This window comes from Blautia sp. CAG:257 (assembly GCF_000433815.1).
GTDB classification, from domain to species: domain Bacteria; phylum Bacillota; class Clostridia; order Lachnospirales; family Lachnospiraceae; genus Blautia_A; species Blautia_A caecimuris.
In genome coordinates, this window is record NZ_HF998984.1 from 1 (window position 1) to 16,747 (window position 16,747).

At 44.8% G+C, this 16,747-nt stretch carries 12 protein-coding genes; 1 reads left to right on the forward strand and 11 read right to left on the reverse strand.

The window, feature by feature from the left end; translation table 11 throughout:
- The first annotated feature begins 508 nt into the window (after positions 1-508).
- Entirely contained in the window at positions 509-949 is a 441-nt protein-coding gene (locus QVP40_RS00730; RefSeq protein WP_022066599.1) for a hypothetical protein, read from the forward strand.
- Between the two features lie 161 nt (positions 950-1,110).
- Here QVP40_RS00730 and QVP40_RS00735 read toward each other — a convergent pair whose 3' ends face one another.
- The 11 genes from QVP40_RS00735 to clpB all read right to left on the reverse strand — a co-directional run bounded on the left by QVP40_RS00735 (position 1,111) and on the right by clpB (position 16,693).
- On the reverse strand, positions 1,111-3,237 hold the full coding sequence (locus QVP40_RS00735; protein ID WP_022066600.1) for an NAD(+) synthase: 2,127 nt from the start codon (positions 3,235-3,237) through the stop codon (positions 1,111-1,113).
- 64 nt (positions 3,238-3,301) lie between these two features.
- Positions 3,302-4,180 carry an Hsp33 family molecular chaperone HslO gene (gene hslO / locus QVP40_RS00740; protein ID WP_022066601.1) on the reverse strand — a complete coding sequence of 293 codons (879 nt, stop codon included), beginning with the start codon at positions 4,178-4,180 and terminating at the stop codon, positions 3,302-3,304.
- A gap of 66 nt (positions 4,181-4,246) precedes the next feature.
- Complete coding sequence (locus QVP40_RS00745; RefSeq protein ID WP_022066602.1) at positions 4,247-5,008, reverse strand: class I SAM-dependent DNA methyltransferase; 762 nt, start codon at positions 5,006-5,008, stop codon at positions 4,247-4,249.
- 134 nt (positions 5,009-5,142) lie between these two features.
- Positions 5,143-6,228 carry a hypothetical protein gene (locus QVP40_RS00750; protein WP_022066603.1) on the reverse strand — a complete coding sequence of 362 codons (1,086 nt, stop codon included), beginning with the start codon at positions 6,226-6,228 and terminating at the stop codon, positions 5,143-5,145.
- A 158-nt stretch (positions 6,229-6,386) separates the two neighbouring features.
- A complete protein-coding gene (locus tag QVP40_RS00755; RefSeq protein ID WP_022066604.1) occupies positions 6,387-8,444 on the reverse strand; it encodes a HelD family protein in 2,058 nt (685 codons plus the stop codon).
- A 4-nt stretch (positions 8,445-8,448) separates the two neighbouring features.
- Positions 8,449-8,769 carry a putative heavy metal-binding protein gene (locus QVP40_RS00760; protein WP_022066605.1) on the reverse strand — a complete coding sequence of 107 codons (321 nt, stop codon included), beginning with the start codon at positions 8,767-8,769 and terminating at the stop codon, positions 8,449-8,451.
- A 370-nt stretch (positions 8,770-9,139) separates the two neighbouring features.
- Complete coding sequence (locus QVP40_RS00765; protein WP_022066606.1) at positions 9,140-10,984, reverse strand: ABC transporter ATP-binding protein; 1,845 nt, start codon at positions 10,982-10,984, stop codon at positions 9,140-9,142.
- Positions 10,977-13,142, reverse strand: coding sequence for an ABC transporter ATP-binding protein (locus QVP40_RS00770; RefSeq protein ID WP_022066607.1), 2,166 nt, complete (start codon positions 13,140-13,142; stop codon positions 10,977-10,979). The genes QVP40_RS00765 and QVP40_RS00770 overlap by 8 nt, the downstream gene beginning before the upstream one ends.
- Entirely contained in the window at positions 13,135-13,626 is a 492-nt protein-coding gene (locus tag QVP40_RS00775; RefSeq protein WP_022066608.1) for a MarR family winged helix-turn-helix transcriptional regulator, read from the reverse strand. Before QVP40_RS00775 ends, QVP40_RS00770 begins: the two co-directional genes overlap by 8 nt.
- A gap of 302 nt (positions 13,627-13,928) precedes the next feature.
- The gene (locus tag QVP40_RS00780; RefSeq protein WP_022066609.1) at positions 13,929-14,102 is read right to left on the reverse strand and encodes a DUF4250 domain-containing protein; all 174 of its coding nucleotides are present in this window, start codon (positions 14,100-14,102) and stop codon (positions 13,929-13,931) included.
- Positions 14,099-16,693, reverse strand: a complete 2,595-nt coding sequence (gene clpB / locus QVP40_RS00785; protein ID WP_022066610.1) for an ATP-dependent chaperone ClpB — start codon at positions 16,691-16,693, stop codon at positions 14,099-14,101. The genes QVP40_RS00780 and clpB overlap by 4 nt, the downstream gene beginning before the upstream one ends.
- Between the last annotated feature and the right edge of the window lie 54 nt (positions 16,694-16,747).

Here is a 16,747-nt window from a genome sequence, read left to right on the forward strand (position 1 = left end):
CTTTTTTTGTTTGTCAAGAACTTTTTTCAAGTTTTTTCGAACTTTTTCGATGTTCTTTTAAGTAATTCGCTCTCTCGTTGACAGCTTGTTTACTTTACCACACTCAGAAAGGATTGTCAACAAGTTTTTTGACTTTTTTCAAAATTTTTTAAGTTGTTTCTTCAAAAGAATCATTTCTTTGTGACAGCCAGATTAATTTACCACTTTCTTTCGCCTCTGTCAACTGTTTTTTGCACTTTAAAATACTTTTGTCGATATAGCTGTTTACCGGTCATATTCTTTGAATTCTATTGTCTTGTTTTGCCAAAATCCTACGATAACAGGTGAACCTGTCATTGCCGAAGATCATTTGAAATGCCTTTTAACCAGGCTGCCGGGAAGTTTCTCTGTTCCGTCATAAAATCTCCCGGCACTTCATATGATTAATCAGAAGCTTTTTATATTCGGTATTTTCCATTCACCGACACCCCGTGCAGCACGTACATATTCTGACCAGGAGGCGCACTCTATGAGTTCCAAAACCAAAATCGTTGTTTTACATATGAAAGAGATCATTTATACAGGAATCTTCCTCCTGTTTCTGATCGTTCTGGGAGTTCTGATGTTTTTTATGTTTGATCCCGGCAAAGCTAAATCCGTGTCCACGGATCCGGCTTCCGTTTATACTCCCGGCATCTACCGTTCTTCCATTGAACTTAACGGAAACAGCTTTGACGTGGAAGTTACTGTCGATGCACAGAAAATCCGTTCCATCCATCTGGAAAATCTCAGCGAAAGTACTGCCGCCATGTTTCCGCTTGTAGAACCAACCCTTGAAGAATTATCAAGCCAGATTTACAGCGGTCAGTCTCTGGATGAACTGAAGTATTCCAGCGATCAGAAATACACCTCTCTTATGCTGATCAAAGCCATTGACGAGGCTGTCAGCAAAGCTGAGTTAAAAAAATAAAACAGACAAAAATGCCCATTATCGTTTTTCCTTCGATAACGGGCATTCATTCTGTATAAATCAAAATTGAAAGCTCTTTTGTTTTTTAACTGATATAATCTTCAGAATCGTTTCTGTGGACGATTTCTTTCCTGTCTTTTCCCCGGCTTTTCTTCTCCGGTTCAGATCTTTATTCTGTCCAGCTGCCTGAGCCACAATGTTCCACAGGCATCGCTCGGCATACGAAGATCTCCCCTTGGAGAAACAGCCACACTTCCTACCTTCGGTCCATCCGGCAGACAGGAACGCTTAAACTGCTGGGTAAAGAATCGTCTGTAAAATATCTTCAGCCATTTCAGAATCGTTTCTGCATCATATTCTCCCTCAAAAGCCACCCTGGCCATACGGAAGATTTTTTCAGGCGGACAGGTCCAGCGCAGCATATGATAAAGGAAAAAGTCATGAAGCTCATAGGGGCCTACAAGATCTTCTGTTTTCTGGGCGATCACTCCGTCTTCCGGCGGAAGAAGCTCCGGACTTACCGGAGTATCCAGAATATCAAGAAGGATACCTGACAATTTCTTATCCTCGCAGGTATCTGCACAGTATTTTACAAGATGGCGCACAAGAGTTTTGGGTACAGAGCTGTTCACCCCGTACATGGACATATGATCCCCGTTGTAGGTCGCCCAGCCGAGAGCCAGTTCTGACAGATCTCCTGTTCCGATCACGATTCCTCCTGACTGATTTGCAATATCCATAAGAATCTGGGTTCTCTCTCTTGCCTGTCCGTTTTCATAGGTTACATCATGTTTGTCCGGATCATGACCGATATCCCTGAAATGAAGACTGACTGCCTCTCTGATATTTACCTCTCGAAGCTCCGCACCAAGACAGCGGCTCAATTCACAGGCATTGGAATAGGTTCTGTCTGTAGTTCCAAAGCACGGCATAGTCACTGCTGTGATTTTTTCTCTTGAAAGTCCCAGCATATCAAAAGCCCTGACTGTTACAAGAAGGGCAAGTGTGGAATCCAGACCTCCGGAAAGTCCTATCACAACATTCTGGCAGTGAATATGATCCAGACGTTTTTTCAGACCTGTTGCCTGAATGTTCAGGATTTCCTCGCAGCGGCGGGCTCTTTCTGTTTCAGAAGAAGGCACAAAAGGTCTGGAGTCAAATTTCTGTTCCAGCTTTGTCTCTGTTTTTTCCAGATAAAACAGCGCCTCTCTGAAGCCTTCTCTTTCTCTGTCTGAAGCAAATCCACAGGTAGTCATTCTCCTGCGTTCATTATTCAGTTTATGGATATCCATAATTCCATAAACAGCTCCGTTTTCAAAGCGTCTGCTTTCTGCAAGAATGGTTCCGTTTTCTGCGATCAGATCATGGCCTCCGTAAACCACATCCTGAGTGGACTCTCCCGGTCCGGCAGAAGCATAGATATATCCGCACACCAGTCTGGCTGACTGACTGCTTACCAGATTTCTCCGGTAAGTATCCTTTCCTGCCAGCTCATCACTGGCAGAAAGATTTACGATCATATTTGCTCCACGATATGCATGTAAATTGCTTGGCGGAGCTGCCACCCACAGGTCTTCGCAAATTTCTGCCGCAACCTTAAGCTCCGGAAACTCCGGACAGGTAAATATAAGGTTCGGAGAAACAGGCACTTCATATTCTTCCGGGTCATCCTCCAGATCATCTTCGTCTATATAGTCCGCATCATCCATGTCAAGCTCATCCAGGAAATCATCCTCTTCAAAATCAAGCCCATCCTCAGTATTTTTCCGGGCATCCACATCCTGCAGCTCCTCTTCTCCGAAAAACCGTATCTCAATTTCAGGATCCTTTTCTGCATATGCGCCGCAGTAATCTTCCCGTTTAATCGTAATCTTCCCGTCCACATCTTTTCCTGAGATAAAATAACGTCCCTCATAAAATTCATTGTAATTGGGAATATTTACCTTTGGCACAAAGCCTGCAATTTTTCCACGGTTCAGCGCTGCCGCAGAATTATAAAGCTTTCCCTGGTATTCCAGCGGCAGCCCCACAAAAATAAGTCCGTTTATATCCTCTGTCTCAGCTGCAATACGAAGAAGCTGAGACTTTGCTTCTTTCAGAAGTGTTTCCTGCCAAAAAAGATCCCCGCATGTATAGCCAGTGATGCACAGCTCCGGGAACACCATGACCATCGCTCCCTTTTCTGCCATCTCATGGGCCATACAGATAATCTCTCCGGCATTATATTCACAGTCCGCTACCCGTACATCAGGTGTTCCTGCACTGACCTTGATAAATCCGTCTTTCATAATTTCCCCTTTCCTGTCCGCATACAGCGGACACCAGGCATCTCTTAGCAGCCTGACAGACCTTCTATCTGCACTTTCTGAGAATTTCTTTCAGCTCTTCTACACTGAATACATAATTTGTATTGCAGAAATGGCAGTTCAGCTCTACTTCCTTTCCTTCCTGGATCATTTCATTCAGATCCTTTCTGCCAATACTGATCAGCGCCTTTTCCACACGCTCTTTGCTGCAGTTGCAGTAAAATTCTGTTGGAACCTTATCTGTAAATTCAATGTCAAATCCGTCCAGCACTGCCTCCAGGAGACTTTCTGCAGTATGTCCCTGCTCCAGAAGAGTAGTTACAGACTGGATCTTCTGTACATTTTCTTCCAGTTTTGCAATAGTTTCCTCTTCTGCAAAAGGCATAACCTGAATAATAAATCCTCCTGCCTGCTGCACAGTATTGTCCTTATTCATCAGAACCCCAAGCCCTACTGCAGAAGGAACCTGCTCGCTGACTGCAAAATAATACGTAAGGTCTTCTGCAATCTCACTGGTCTGAAGGACTACCTGTCCGGAATAAGGTTCCTTCAGCCCCATATCCTTAATTACATTAAGAAGGCCGATTCCCACTGCGCCGGCAACATCCAGTTTACCTTTATCATTGGCAGGAATGATCACCTCAGGATTTCCCACGTAGCCTTTTACTCTTCCCTGAGAATCCGCAGTTACAGTAATTCCTTCCAGAGGGCCGCTGGCCTGAATCTGAAGAGTCAAAATATCCTTATCGCCCTTCATCATCACGCCCATCATAGCCCCTGCAGTAAGCAGTCTTCCAAGAGCTGCCGTCGCCACAGGGCTGGTATTATGAGCCTTCCTGGCTGTCTCCACTGTTTCCCTTGTCACTGCCGCAAAGGCGCGCACCTGGCTGTTTGCCGCCGTTGCTCTTACAATATAATCACTCATTTTATTCCTCCTGAATCTGTGTCTCTTAAATTTTGTCTTATAAAAATAATTTTCTATATTTTGCCTTCAGGCTGTATGCTTGCCTTTTTCCTTTGCCACAAAAAACAGTCTTTCACTGTCTTTGGATGCCGGATTCATAGTATAGGCGTCATAAACAGCCACAAGCTCCATCCCTGCCTCAGCGATCAGAGCCTCTATTTCTGACTGCTCATATGCTTTCTGGCAGTGAAGCTCCTCACATTTTTCATAAAGCCCGTCTTCTCTCGGCAAAAAAACTGCCAGCTCATAAATATTCATGCCGTTTTCCGGATCATAGCTGTTTTCCCAGATAAAGCTTCCTTCATCCCGATTTTCTGCTATGGTTGTCTCTCCCAGAATATCCCGGTATTTGTGAACGGTATTCATATCAAACAGAAAAATACCACCCGGATCCAGATAATTATTTACCAGTCTGAATACCTGAAGCAGCTCCTTCCTGTCTGTAATGTAATTCAGGCTGTCGCACACACTGATGATCGCCCGTACAGTTCCATACAGTTCAAATTCCTGCATATCCTGAAGAAGGTACAGAATGTCCTGCCCTGTCTCCATTTTTTTCTTCATTGCCTCGGCAAGCATTTCCTCAGAATTGTCCACACCAATCATATCATATCCCTTTTGTGCAAGCAATCCCGTCATGGTACCTGTGCCGCAGCCCAGCTCCAGAACCAGTCCGTCCTCGATTCCCCGGGCTTTCAGATGCTTTTCCACATAAGCCGCCCAGCTTTCATAATCAATATTGTCCATAAACAGGTCATACACCTGTGCAAATTTTCCGTACGCTTCCACTGTACTTCTCCTTTTTATGTAATGATACACCCGGACGACCCTTATCTGGAACAAATTCTCCCCATGAGAGGAAAAGGCAGATGATCGCTCACCTGCCTTAAATATTCCGCTCTATGATCGCCTCTGTTTCTTATTTACTGAACCGGCATATAGTATACGTCAGCAGCCTCGCCATGCCAGTAATAGCTTGTGCCGTCCTCTGTATACACATCCTGGTCATTTGCAAAGCTGTAGGTATTTCCGTCAAAATCAACCCAGTTTCCGTTTCCGTCCGGCTGGATTACCAGCGGCTCACCGTCAGAGTTTCTGTAAATAGTTCTTGTTTCATCTGTATTGGAAAGCTGTTCTTCTGTAAAGCCTGCAGAATTTGTTGTTCCTTCAGAAGAAGACTCTCCGCTGTCCTGGGAATCAGCGCCTGTATCAGCAGTTCCCGCATCTGTATTCCCTGTATCTGCTGCGCCTGTATCAGCAGTGTTTCCTGTATTTGCCGCAGCATCGTTTCCTGCAGCGTCTGCGCCTGCCGCATCTTTATTCTCTGCATTTCCGGCCGGTGCTGCTGTTCCCGGAGCCGCCTCTTTCAGTGAGGAATTTCCAAGAATCTTAAAGGAATCAACAGCGCTCTTTACAGATGCCAGAGCTTCCTCTTTTTTTACAGAAGCTTCAATAGAATAATATTCGCTGGCATTTGCAAATACTTTATGAACCACATAAAGAGCTCCATCGTTCTTTTCTGTATTCAGCATTTTTGTCACATAGCTGTAAACGCCGATTCCGTTTACATCCTCAGCCTTGTAATCCTGGATTTCAAAATCAGTTCCCTGAACCTTATCTCCGTCTGCCTGATCCAGAGAAACAGCCATATCCTGTGTGCTTGGAATTACAGTGGCAGCCATTGTCTCTTCTCCCTGGCCGTGAAGAATAAGGATATTGCCATTGTCCGGAGACTCAAAGCTGATGGTATCTGCCTCGTCAGTTTTGTTTGCCCAGGTAGCATCCGGAAGATTAATGGAAACAGATTTATCTGCGGAGGTATAAGTGGTATCCTGTACATTGGGGGCAATGGTAGGTGTCGCTGTTGGAGCCTTTGTCACCTCCGGCGCCGGTGTTACGCTGACAACCTTCTGAGCTTCCGGCTCGTCCTCGCCGAAGCCGCAGCCTGCCATAAAGACAGATGCTGATATTGTAACCGCTAAAACAGCAAGTAATTTTTTGTTCTTCATAATATCCTCCTAAAAAAATTCTGAATTCTACTCAAACTCTTTGTTTCACATTTTACAATTTTATTACATACATGTCAATAAATTTTCCCCGGCATGATGTGAAATTCCTATGAAAAAAGTATAAATTTCTGTCATATCCTTAGTTGAAGTCCGGCTTTTCAGCCTCTGACTGTATACATAAACAGTTCATGAAGCGCTCTGGTTGCCGTAATATATTCTGCCTGAATTTTCAGCGGGCTTTTGTCTGAATCCATAAACACACCGTATACTCTGTCAAATTCCAGACCTTTTGCAAGATAAAACGTAGTGACTGTCAGGCCCTTACAAAACTTTCCGCTGTTCCGGTCAATATAAGAAATCGTATCTCTCTGCTCCGGCGCTTCCGTTTCCAGCTTCTGCTTCAGATAAGCCCCTGCAGCTTCCGCTTCCTTTTCTGTCATAAAGATCACTGCCCCTGTCTCCAGGCGATCCCTGTCTCTGAGCCAGATTTTAAGAACTTCATTTAAAGCCTTTTCTGTACTTTCAAATGTTTCTTCCCGTACAGGCTCTCCATGCCGCTCAAACAGTTCCATACCGGTAATCCCCGCAAGCCGGTTTGCATACTCTGCGATCTCCACTGTATTCCTGTAGCTTCTGTTCATATAGATTTTTCTGATATTTCTGCCGAAAATTCCGGGCAGAAACTTCATAACATCCTGCTGCTTCTCTTCCATTGTCTGGGCTTTGTCGCCCAGTATGGTCATTCTGCATGGAAAAAGCTTCTTCAGGATCAGATACTGGATCCAGGAATAATCCTGCATTTCATCTACAACAAGGTGACGGATATCCCGATGCTCCCTGCACCGGGTCAAATGATATTTCAGATATAAAACAGGGTAAACATCCTCATACTTCAGTCTTCGTTTTTCCAGAGGACGCCTGGGCAGAGCACGAAAGCCCTCTCTGTCCAGAAAGCGGCTGTAAAGAACATAAAAGTCTCTTGTGCCGTACATTCCCAGAAACTTTTCTGTTACCTCAGCCTTCTCTTCCTCTGAAAGATCTCTGTCCCTCAGTGTTTCCACCTGATCGATAAAATATTCTGCCACAGCTTCCATTCTGGATAACAGAGGAATATCCTGAAACCGGAAATAAAACAGCCGGATGATTTCGGATTCCCTGATGGAGCAGCCTTTATACTCCACATCCCGGAAATTCATAAGTTCATCTTCAAGGCTCATCATAAATCCCTGCAGCCGTGAAACATATTCCGGAGACTGTTTTTCTCTGTACTGTTTCCAGGTATCGGGATTTTTTACTGCTCTTTCAATCTGATCATACTTGTCCTCACAGTCTGCTGCCACATCCTGCAGCTCTCTGTAAGCAAAAAGATCAAAACTCATTTCACGGATATTTTCTTCTCCCAGCTCCGGCAGAATATGTGAGATATAGTCTGCAAACACGCTGTTTGGAGAAAGGATCAGAATATTGGAGGATTTCAGGTTTTTGCGGTCATGGTAAAGAAGATAAGCGATCCGGTGAAGAGCTACCGAAGTTTTTCCGCTTCCTGCAGTTCCCTGGATCACCATGATCCTGTCCTCCGTATTGCGGATAATGGCATTCTGCTCTTTCTGAATGGTACGGATGATGTTTTTAAGCTGAACCTCTCCGCTTCCTCCAAGCTCTGCTTTCAGGATATCATCATCAATTTTAATATCGCTTTCAAATTCATAAACAAGCTTTCCACGGCAAATCTTATACTGCCATTTGGAGCTTATTTCCCCTTCAAAAACTCCCTGAGGCGCTTCGTAGGAAGCCGGTCCTTTGTCATAATCATAAAAAAGACCGCTGACAGGAGCCCGCCAGTCATTTACAAGAGGACGGCTTCCGGCTCTTTCCGCCAGATTTCCGATTCCAATGTAAAACTGCTCCGGCTCCTCATCTCCCTGGTAAATAAAATCCACTCTGCCGAAAAACGGTGAATCCTGCATATTACGGAATCTTTTCCGCAGAAGAAGCTGTTCCTGATTGGCATTTACCTGGGCCAGAAGAGCCTGTCTGTTGTCAAATTCCTCATATCCGTACTGGTCCATTTCTGTATAATTTTCCCAGTAGTATTCATGCATGTCCTCGATTTCTCTGACGCCGGCCTCAATGGAAGCGTTTACTTCTTCCATCCTTTTTTCAAGACATGCAAGCACCTGTTCCAGATATTCCTGTCCGGATTTTTCTGTCTGCATACGCTCAGGCTACCACAACAGCAGTTCCGCTGACTGTCACCATAAGCATTCCATTGTCAGATCCGAGAACCTCATAGTCCACATCCACACCTACTACGGCATTTGCGCCCCTCTGTGCTGCCCTTTCTTCCATTTCTCTCAGAGCCTCTTCCCTTGCATGCATCAGCTCGTCCTCATAGCTTGCTGATCTTCCGCCAAAAAAGTTTCTCATTCCTGCTGTAAAATCCTTCAGCACATTTACTCCGCTGACTACCTCACCAAAAACAATTCCTTTATACTCTATGATTTTCTTTCCGTCTACATTTGCAGTTGTTGTTACGATCATTTCTGTTCCTCCCTTCATCTTCCGGCTGGCTTCTCTATACAGCTCTGATGTACGAAACTCATTCCTTCTGTTTACGGTATATTCGTTACTGTTCGCTCTATTCACAGCAATTTGCCCTGTGAACAGCTGCTGATATTATAATATATTTTGCGTAAACTGCTGTAATCCATACCTGCCTGAAAGAATTATTGTCTTTCACAGCAATAAAGAATTTTCTGTATTTTTTCATTATATCTAAAAGAGCAGTGGCTGACAAGGATTTATTCCTCAGTCATTCCACTGCCCTGGGTTATTGTGCTGCTGTCTGTACCTTTTGCCGCCCTGTTCGAAATCTGTTCCGGCTGTCAGCAGCAGTCAGAATTTTATCCCCTCAGGAGCACTGAGCCTTCTGCTCAAACTGACTGTTATACAGTTCTGCATAAAAGCCGCCCTTTTCCAGAAGTTCCTTGTGATTTCCCTGCTCGATGATATCTCCGTCCTTCATTACAAGGATCAGATCCGCATCCTTGATGGTGGAAAGGCGATGTGCGATCACAAAGCTGGTTCTGCCTTTCATCAGGTTATTCATGGCCTTCTGTATCCTCATTTCTGTTCTTGTGTCTACAGAAGAGGTTGCCTCATCCAGGATCAGAATTTTATTGTCTGCCAGAATCGCTCTTGCAATCGTAAGAAGCTGCTTCTGTCCCTGAGAAATATTGCTGGTTTCCTCATCAAGAACCATCTGATAGCCACCGGGCTGCTGCATGATAAAATTATGGATATGGGCTGCTTTTGCGGCAGCGATCACCTCTTCGTCTGTGGCATCCAGCCGTCCGTACCGAATATTTTCCATAATGGTTCCGGAAAACAGCCAGGTGTCCTGAAGTACCATTCCAAACATTTCACGAAGCTCGCTTCTGTTAAAATCTTTGATATTGTGTCCGTCAACCATGATCTCTCCGCTGTTTACGTCATAAAAGCGCATAAGAAGCTTCACCATGGTTGTTTTTCCGGCGCCTGTAGGCCCTACAATAGCAATCTTCTGTCCATCTGTGATATCTGCAGAAAAATCATGAATAATGATCTTGTCCGGATTATATCCAAAGGAAACATGCTCAAACTGCACATCCCCTGTAAGATTTTTTACAGGAACAGGATTCTCTGCAGTCTGCTGTTCCTCCGGCTCCTCCAGAAACTCAAATACACGCTCAGAAGCTGCTGCTGAGGACTGAAGAAGATTTACCACCTGCGCGATCTGCTGGATAGGATTCGTAAAGTTTCGGATATACTGGAAAAAGGACTGGATATCACCTACCTCAATACTTCCCTTAATAGTAAAGATTCCTCCCAGGAAAGCAACCATTACATATCCCAGGTTTCCTACAAACTGCATGACCGGCATCATCATTCCGGAGAAAAACTGTGATTTCCATGCAGATTCATAAAGCTTTTTGTTGTCCTTTTCAAATTCAGCAACAACATCCTGCTCTTTGTTAAATACCTTGACTACATTATGTCCGCCGTAGTTTTCCTCGATCTGTCCGTTGACCTTTCCAAGATAATTCTGCTGGTCGCGGAAATATTTCTGAGAATGTTTCATGACAAAATTAATGATCACCATGGAAACCGGCAGGATCAGAAGCGCTGCCAGCGTCATCCAGACATTAATGGACAGCATCATAAACAGTACGCCGATAATGGTAGTAACTGAGGTGATCAGCTGTGTCATACTCTGGTTCAGACTCATCTGTAAGGTGTCCACATCATTGGTCACTCTGGAAAGAATCTCTCCGTTTGTTCTGCTCTCAAAATAATTCAGCGGAAGGCGGTTGATCTTTTTGGAAATATCTTTCCTCAGATTATAGGTAACATCATTTGAAATTCCTGTCATCACAAAGCCCTGTATAAAGGAAAAGCAGGAGCTTGCCAGATAAAGGATCATAACGCCCAGAAGGATCATTGCGATCTTTTCAAAATTGATTCCTCCGGTTCCGTTTACCTTGGCTACCAGCCCGGAAAACAGCTCTGTGGTAGCCTTTCCCAGAATCTTTGGTCCCCATATATTAAACACCGTACCTGCAACGGCAAAAACAAACATCAGGATAAACCGGAACTTATACCGTCCCATGTACCGGAACAGCTTTGCCATGGAACCTTTAAAGTCCTTGGCCTTTTCTCCTCCATGCATTCCTCTTCCATGTCCATGGCCCATAGGCCCTCTTCTATTTTCACTCATTTGCCAGTTCCTCCTCTGATAACTGTGACATGGCGATCTGACGATAAACCTCACAGTTTTTCATCAGTTCTCTGTGAGTTCCCAGTCCCGCCATCTTTCCGTCATCCAGCACAAGAATCTGATCTGCGTTCAGAATCGTACTGATACGCTGGGCAACGATAATGGTCGTTGCATTTTTTGTATGCTCCTTTAAAGCTTTCCGAAGCGCCTTGTCTGTTTTAAAATCCAGAGCAGAAAAGCTGTCGTCAAAAATAAAGATCTCCGGATCCTTTGCCACTGCCCTTGCAATGGAAAGTCTCTGCTTCTGTCCACCGGAAACATTGGTTCCTCCCTGGGCTACCGGAGACTCATATCCGTGAGGCTTCTCTTCAATAAAATCCTGCGCCTGGGCAACCATGGCAGCCTTCTTTACCTGTTCCTCTGAAATATCTGTTTTTCCATAACGGATGTTGGAATCAATGGTTCCGGAAAAAAGGACTCCCTTCTGCGGAACATATCCAAGGCGGTCACGAAGCTCTTTCTGGGACATGCTTCTTACATCCACTCCGTCAACCTTTACGCACCCCTGTATCACATCATAAAATCTGGGGATCAGATTGATGAGAGAGCTCTTTCCGCTTCCGGTACTTCCGATCACTGCCAGTGTCTGGCCTTTTTCCGCTTTAAAGCTGATGTCAGTAAGAACATTTTCTCCGGCATCCGGATAGGCAAAGGACACATGGTCAAACTCTACTGTTCCTTTTATTTCCTCTGACGGATGAACCGGCGCTTCCGGCTCCTTCAGACTGTTTTCTGTTTCCAGGATTTCCACAATTCGCATTGCTGCAACATTTGCTCTCGGAAGCATAATGGACATGGCAGTGATCATCAGGAAGGCCATAATGATCTGCATAGCATACTGAATAAACGCCATCATATCGCCAACCTGCATGTTTCCCGCATCCACTGCATAGGAACCATTGTATACGATCAGAACTGAAATCCCGTTCATGATCAGCATCATGGAAGGCATCATAAAAGTCATACAGCGGTTTACAAACAGGTTTGTTTTTGTCAGTACCTTATTTGCATCTTCAAATCTGTCTTCTTCATGTTTCTCTCTGCTGAAGGCACGGATCACAGGAATACCGGTCAGTATTTCTCTTGTAACAAGATTCAGCCTGTCGATCAGTGTCTGAAGCTTTGTAAATCTGGGCATTGCAATGGAAAACAGAAGTCCGATGATAACAAGAATCAGCACAACGCCCACACCAAGGATCCATGTCATGGAAGAATCTGTTTCCAGCACACGAAGCACTCCTCCGATTCCAATGATCGGAGCATACAGAACAATACGGAACATCATTGCCATAGTCATCTGTACCTGCTGCACATCATTGGTGCTTCTGGTGATCAGAGATGCCGTGGAAAATTTGTTGTACTCATTGCTGGAAAATCCGATTACCTTCCTGTAAATATCTCCTCTGATGTCATGGCCCAGACTTGCAGCCACCTTTGCCGAAAGGAAAACTACAGAAATCGAAGCAGCCATAATAAGAAGCGCCATCAGGATCATTTTCAGTCCCGCTTCTCCGATGTATTTCATCTGAAGTTCATCAATATCCTCGCCAAGAGCCTCATACTCGGCCTGTACATAGGAAACAGCCGCCTGGGTTATCATGGAATCCGGCATGTCCCGGAATTTTTCGCCCATGCTCTCTGTCATCTGCGCTCTCGCATCCTCCGGCATCTGTGCAACAGCCTCCACCGGATCTGCTCCTTCCGGTATTCCCATCTGTGCCAGCATTTCCCCGGATGCTTCATTTTCCATAGTCAGTCCGCCCAGCATCAGCATGGGTTTTCCAAGTATTTCGTTGAGGGAAGCTCTTGTATCCTTGTCAATATCTTTCAGAACATAAAGCTCTCCGTCTTCCGTATAGGCAGTTTCCAGCTGGGAAATATCCTCCTGGCTCATAAAAAGCTCCAGACCGTCCATGGAGGTCTTTCTTATTTTTTCCGGAACGCCATCCTCAATTCCCTTTTGCTGGATGCCTATGTTGACAATTTTTGATGTGTAGTCCGGAAGGGACAGATCACAATATGCCTGCAAAAACAAAAGGGCAATGATCAACGCCACATATCCGGCTGATTTTTTCAGATATTTCATTAATTTAATCACTTGTCAGCCTCTCCTTTTCCTGTAGATTCTCTGTTTTTTTCTCCGGAATACACGAAATGTTTGTAATGATCTGTTCCATAAAACGTCGGAACAGACATTTCTCAGCATCACTGAATCCCATAAAAGCATAACGTTCATTCAGCTCTATCTGTTCTGCCACCTTCTTCTTCATTTCATAGCCCTGATCCGTAAGAAAAATCCTTGTAATCCTCTGATCCTTTTCATCATGTCTCCGGCCGATCAGACCTGCCTTTTCCATACGCTGTACCATGACATTCACTGTCGGGGGCTTTACACACAGTTCCTCCGCAATCTCCCTCTGGCTCATTTCCACACGCTTTGCCAGAAGAAGCAAAATGGGAATCTGACCCGGATGTATGCCAAGAGCAGTCATCTGGCTGAAGCATTTTGCAGCATAGGCTCTGTTCAGCTGCATAAACAAATGCTGAAAGCCTGTTTTTTCCTGCGTCTGCGTATCTTCCACAATATCACCTCGTATTCATTATATATAATTAGTCGGCTAATTATATATAATACTCATTTGCACAAAAAAGGCAAGCTGTTTTTGTGCACTTTATACTTATTTCACCGTTTAAACACACTTTTTTCACAAAATAATCATTAGCGCAGCAAATGTTTTTCAGTATTTTTAAGAGAAATGTAAAACAGTAATTTCATCTTATAACGTAGAATTTATTTTTTAATTCTCTGAACAATGTGAATATTTTTCAAAAAGAAAAGCCGGAGAAAAATCTCCTTTATCAGGAAATCTTCTCCGGCTCTCCATCATATAAACTGGTTTGTATTTTCGTCATACTCATAATCAATGGTTCTGAGTTTTTCTACCAGTTCCTGTTTTTTCAGACCTCTGCAGGTACAGAGCGCTTCCAGGGAATCATAATAATCCCGAAGCTGCGTGTTCACATAACTCAGTAAAATTACCGGGTCCTTGGGTATCATCTGTTTCCGTCCTTTACATTGATAATAAACTGGCCGTCCCTTACATCCAATTCCAGCGTATCTCCTGCATGAACATCGCCGGAAAGAATCTTTTTCGCAGCAAGTGTTTCCACATAATTCTGAAGATAACGCTTCAGAGGACGGGCTCCATACACAGGATCGTAACCGTTTTCCACAACCTGCGCTTTTGCCGCCTCTGTCAGAGTCAGGGAAAGCTCCTGGTCAGACAGACGCCTGTCAAGCTCTGCCACCATCAGGTCTACTATGTTACCAATATTATTTTTTGTCAAGGGTTTGAACAAAATTATTTCATCCAGACGATTCAGGAACTCCGGTCGGAAATGACCTCTCAAATCATTCATGACCATATCCTGAGCTTCCTGTTTTATATCTCCCTTTTCATCAATGCCGTCCAGAAGATAGGGTGAACCTATATTGGATGTCATGATCAGAATGGTGTTCTTGAAATCCACAGTCCTTCCCTGAGAATCCGTGATACGTCCGTCATCCAACACCTGAAGAAGTACATTAAACACGTCCGGATGAGCCTTTTCAATCTCATCAAACAGCACAACGCTGTACGGCTTTCTTCTGACAGCCTCTGTCAGCTGACCGCCTTCCTCATAGCCCACATATCCCGGAGGCGCTCCGATCAGACGGGATACAGAATATTTCTCCATATATTCACTCATGTCAATGCGGACCATATTCTGTTCATCATCAAAAAGCGTTGCTGCCAGTGTTTTTGCCAGCTCCGTTTTACCTACGCCGGTAGGTCCCAGGAACAGAAAAGAACCAATAGGCTTGGTTGGATCCTTGATTCCGGCCTTTGACCGCAGAATGGCATCTGTCACAAGGCGCACACCCTCATCCTGGCCAATCACCCGTTTATGAAGCTCATCTTCAAGACTCAGAAGTTTTGTCCTCTCGCCCTCAGTCAGACGGGTAACAGGGATTCCTGTCCATCTGGAAATGATCTTTGCGATCTCATCATCTGTCACAGCCTCATGCACCAGTCGGTTGTCACTTTCCTTTGTATTGCGTTCCTCGATCTCAAGCTGCTGCTGAAGTCTTGGAAGCTCTCCATACTGAAGCTCTGCAGCCTTTTCCAGGTCATAGCTCTGCTTTGCCTTCTGTATCTGCTTATTCACATCCTCGATCTGCTCACGAAGCTTCTGAAGCTTTTCTACAGAATGCTTTTCATTGTCCCACTGAGCCTTCTGAGTATTAAATTCATCCCGAAGATCAGCAAGCTCCTTCTGAAGGTCTGCAAGACGCTCCTTACTTAAATTATCTGTTTCTTTTTTAAGGGCAGACTCTTCAATCTCCATCTGCATGATCTTACGTCTCTGCTCGTCAAGCTCGGTAGGCATGGAATCCAGCTCCGTCTTGATCAGCGCGCAGGCCTCATCCACAAGGTCAATGGCCTTGTCCGGAAGAAAACGGTCTGTAATATATCTGTGCGAAAGTGTTGCTGCCGCCACAAGAGCACTGTCTGTGATCTTTACTCCGTGAAATACCTCATAACGCTCCTTCAGTCCACGAAGAATGGAAATGGTATCCTCCACAGTAGGCTCATCAACCATAACCGGCTGGAAACGACGTTCCAGAGCAGCATCCTTTTCAATATACTGACGATACTCGTCCAGGGTGGTTGCTCCGATACAGTGAAGTTCCCCTCTTGCAAGCATTGGCTTCAACATATTTCCCGCATCCATGGCGCCGTCTGTTTTTCCTGCTCCGACGATCAGATGAAGCTCGTCAATAAAGAGAATAATGTTTCCCTCGCTTTTTTTCACTTCCTCCAGAACTGCCTTCAGACGTTCCTCAAACTCGCCTCTGTACTTGGCTCCTGCTACAAGCGCGCCCATGTCCAGAGCAAAAATCTTTTTGTTTTTCAGTCCTTCAGGAACGTCTCCGGCAACGATTCTCTGAGCCAGTCCTTCAATGGCTGCTGTTTTACCGACGCCCGGCTCACCGATCAGAACCGGATTGTTCTTTGTCTTACGGGAAAGAATCCTGACAATGTTGCGAATCTCCGCATCACGGCCAATTACCGGGTCCAGCTTCTGGTTGCGGGCTTTTTCCACCAGATCCTCTCCATATTTATTAAGAGTATCATAGGTTGCTTCCGGGTTGTCGCTGACTACCCTCTGATTTCCCCTTACTGTGGAAAGCGCCTGAAGGAAGCGTTCTCTGGTGATTCCAAATTCATCAAAAATCTTCTTCATGCTGGGGCTCGGCTGCTTCAGAAGAGACAGAAACAGATGCTCTACAGAAACGTACTCGTCTCCCATAGCTCTTGCTTCGTCTTCTGCGCTGACAAGAGATTTATTCAGGTACTGTCCGAACCTGAGATCTCCGCCGCTTACCTTTACCCTGGCATCCAGGGCTTTTTTTACTGTATTAACAAAATATTCCTTATTGATCTCCATCTTATCAATAAGCTTGAGAATCAGGCTGTCCTCCTGACTGAGAAGAGCATACAGAAGATGCTCCTGCTCCACTTCCTGATTGCCGTATTCATAGGCAACCTTTTCCAGATCCTGAACAGCCTGTATGGATTTCTGTGTAAATTTACTGATATTCATAGGCTCTCCTCCTCTATCTGCAAATAAAAATATAACTGGTTACTTCTGGTCCTT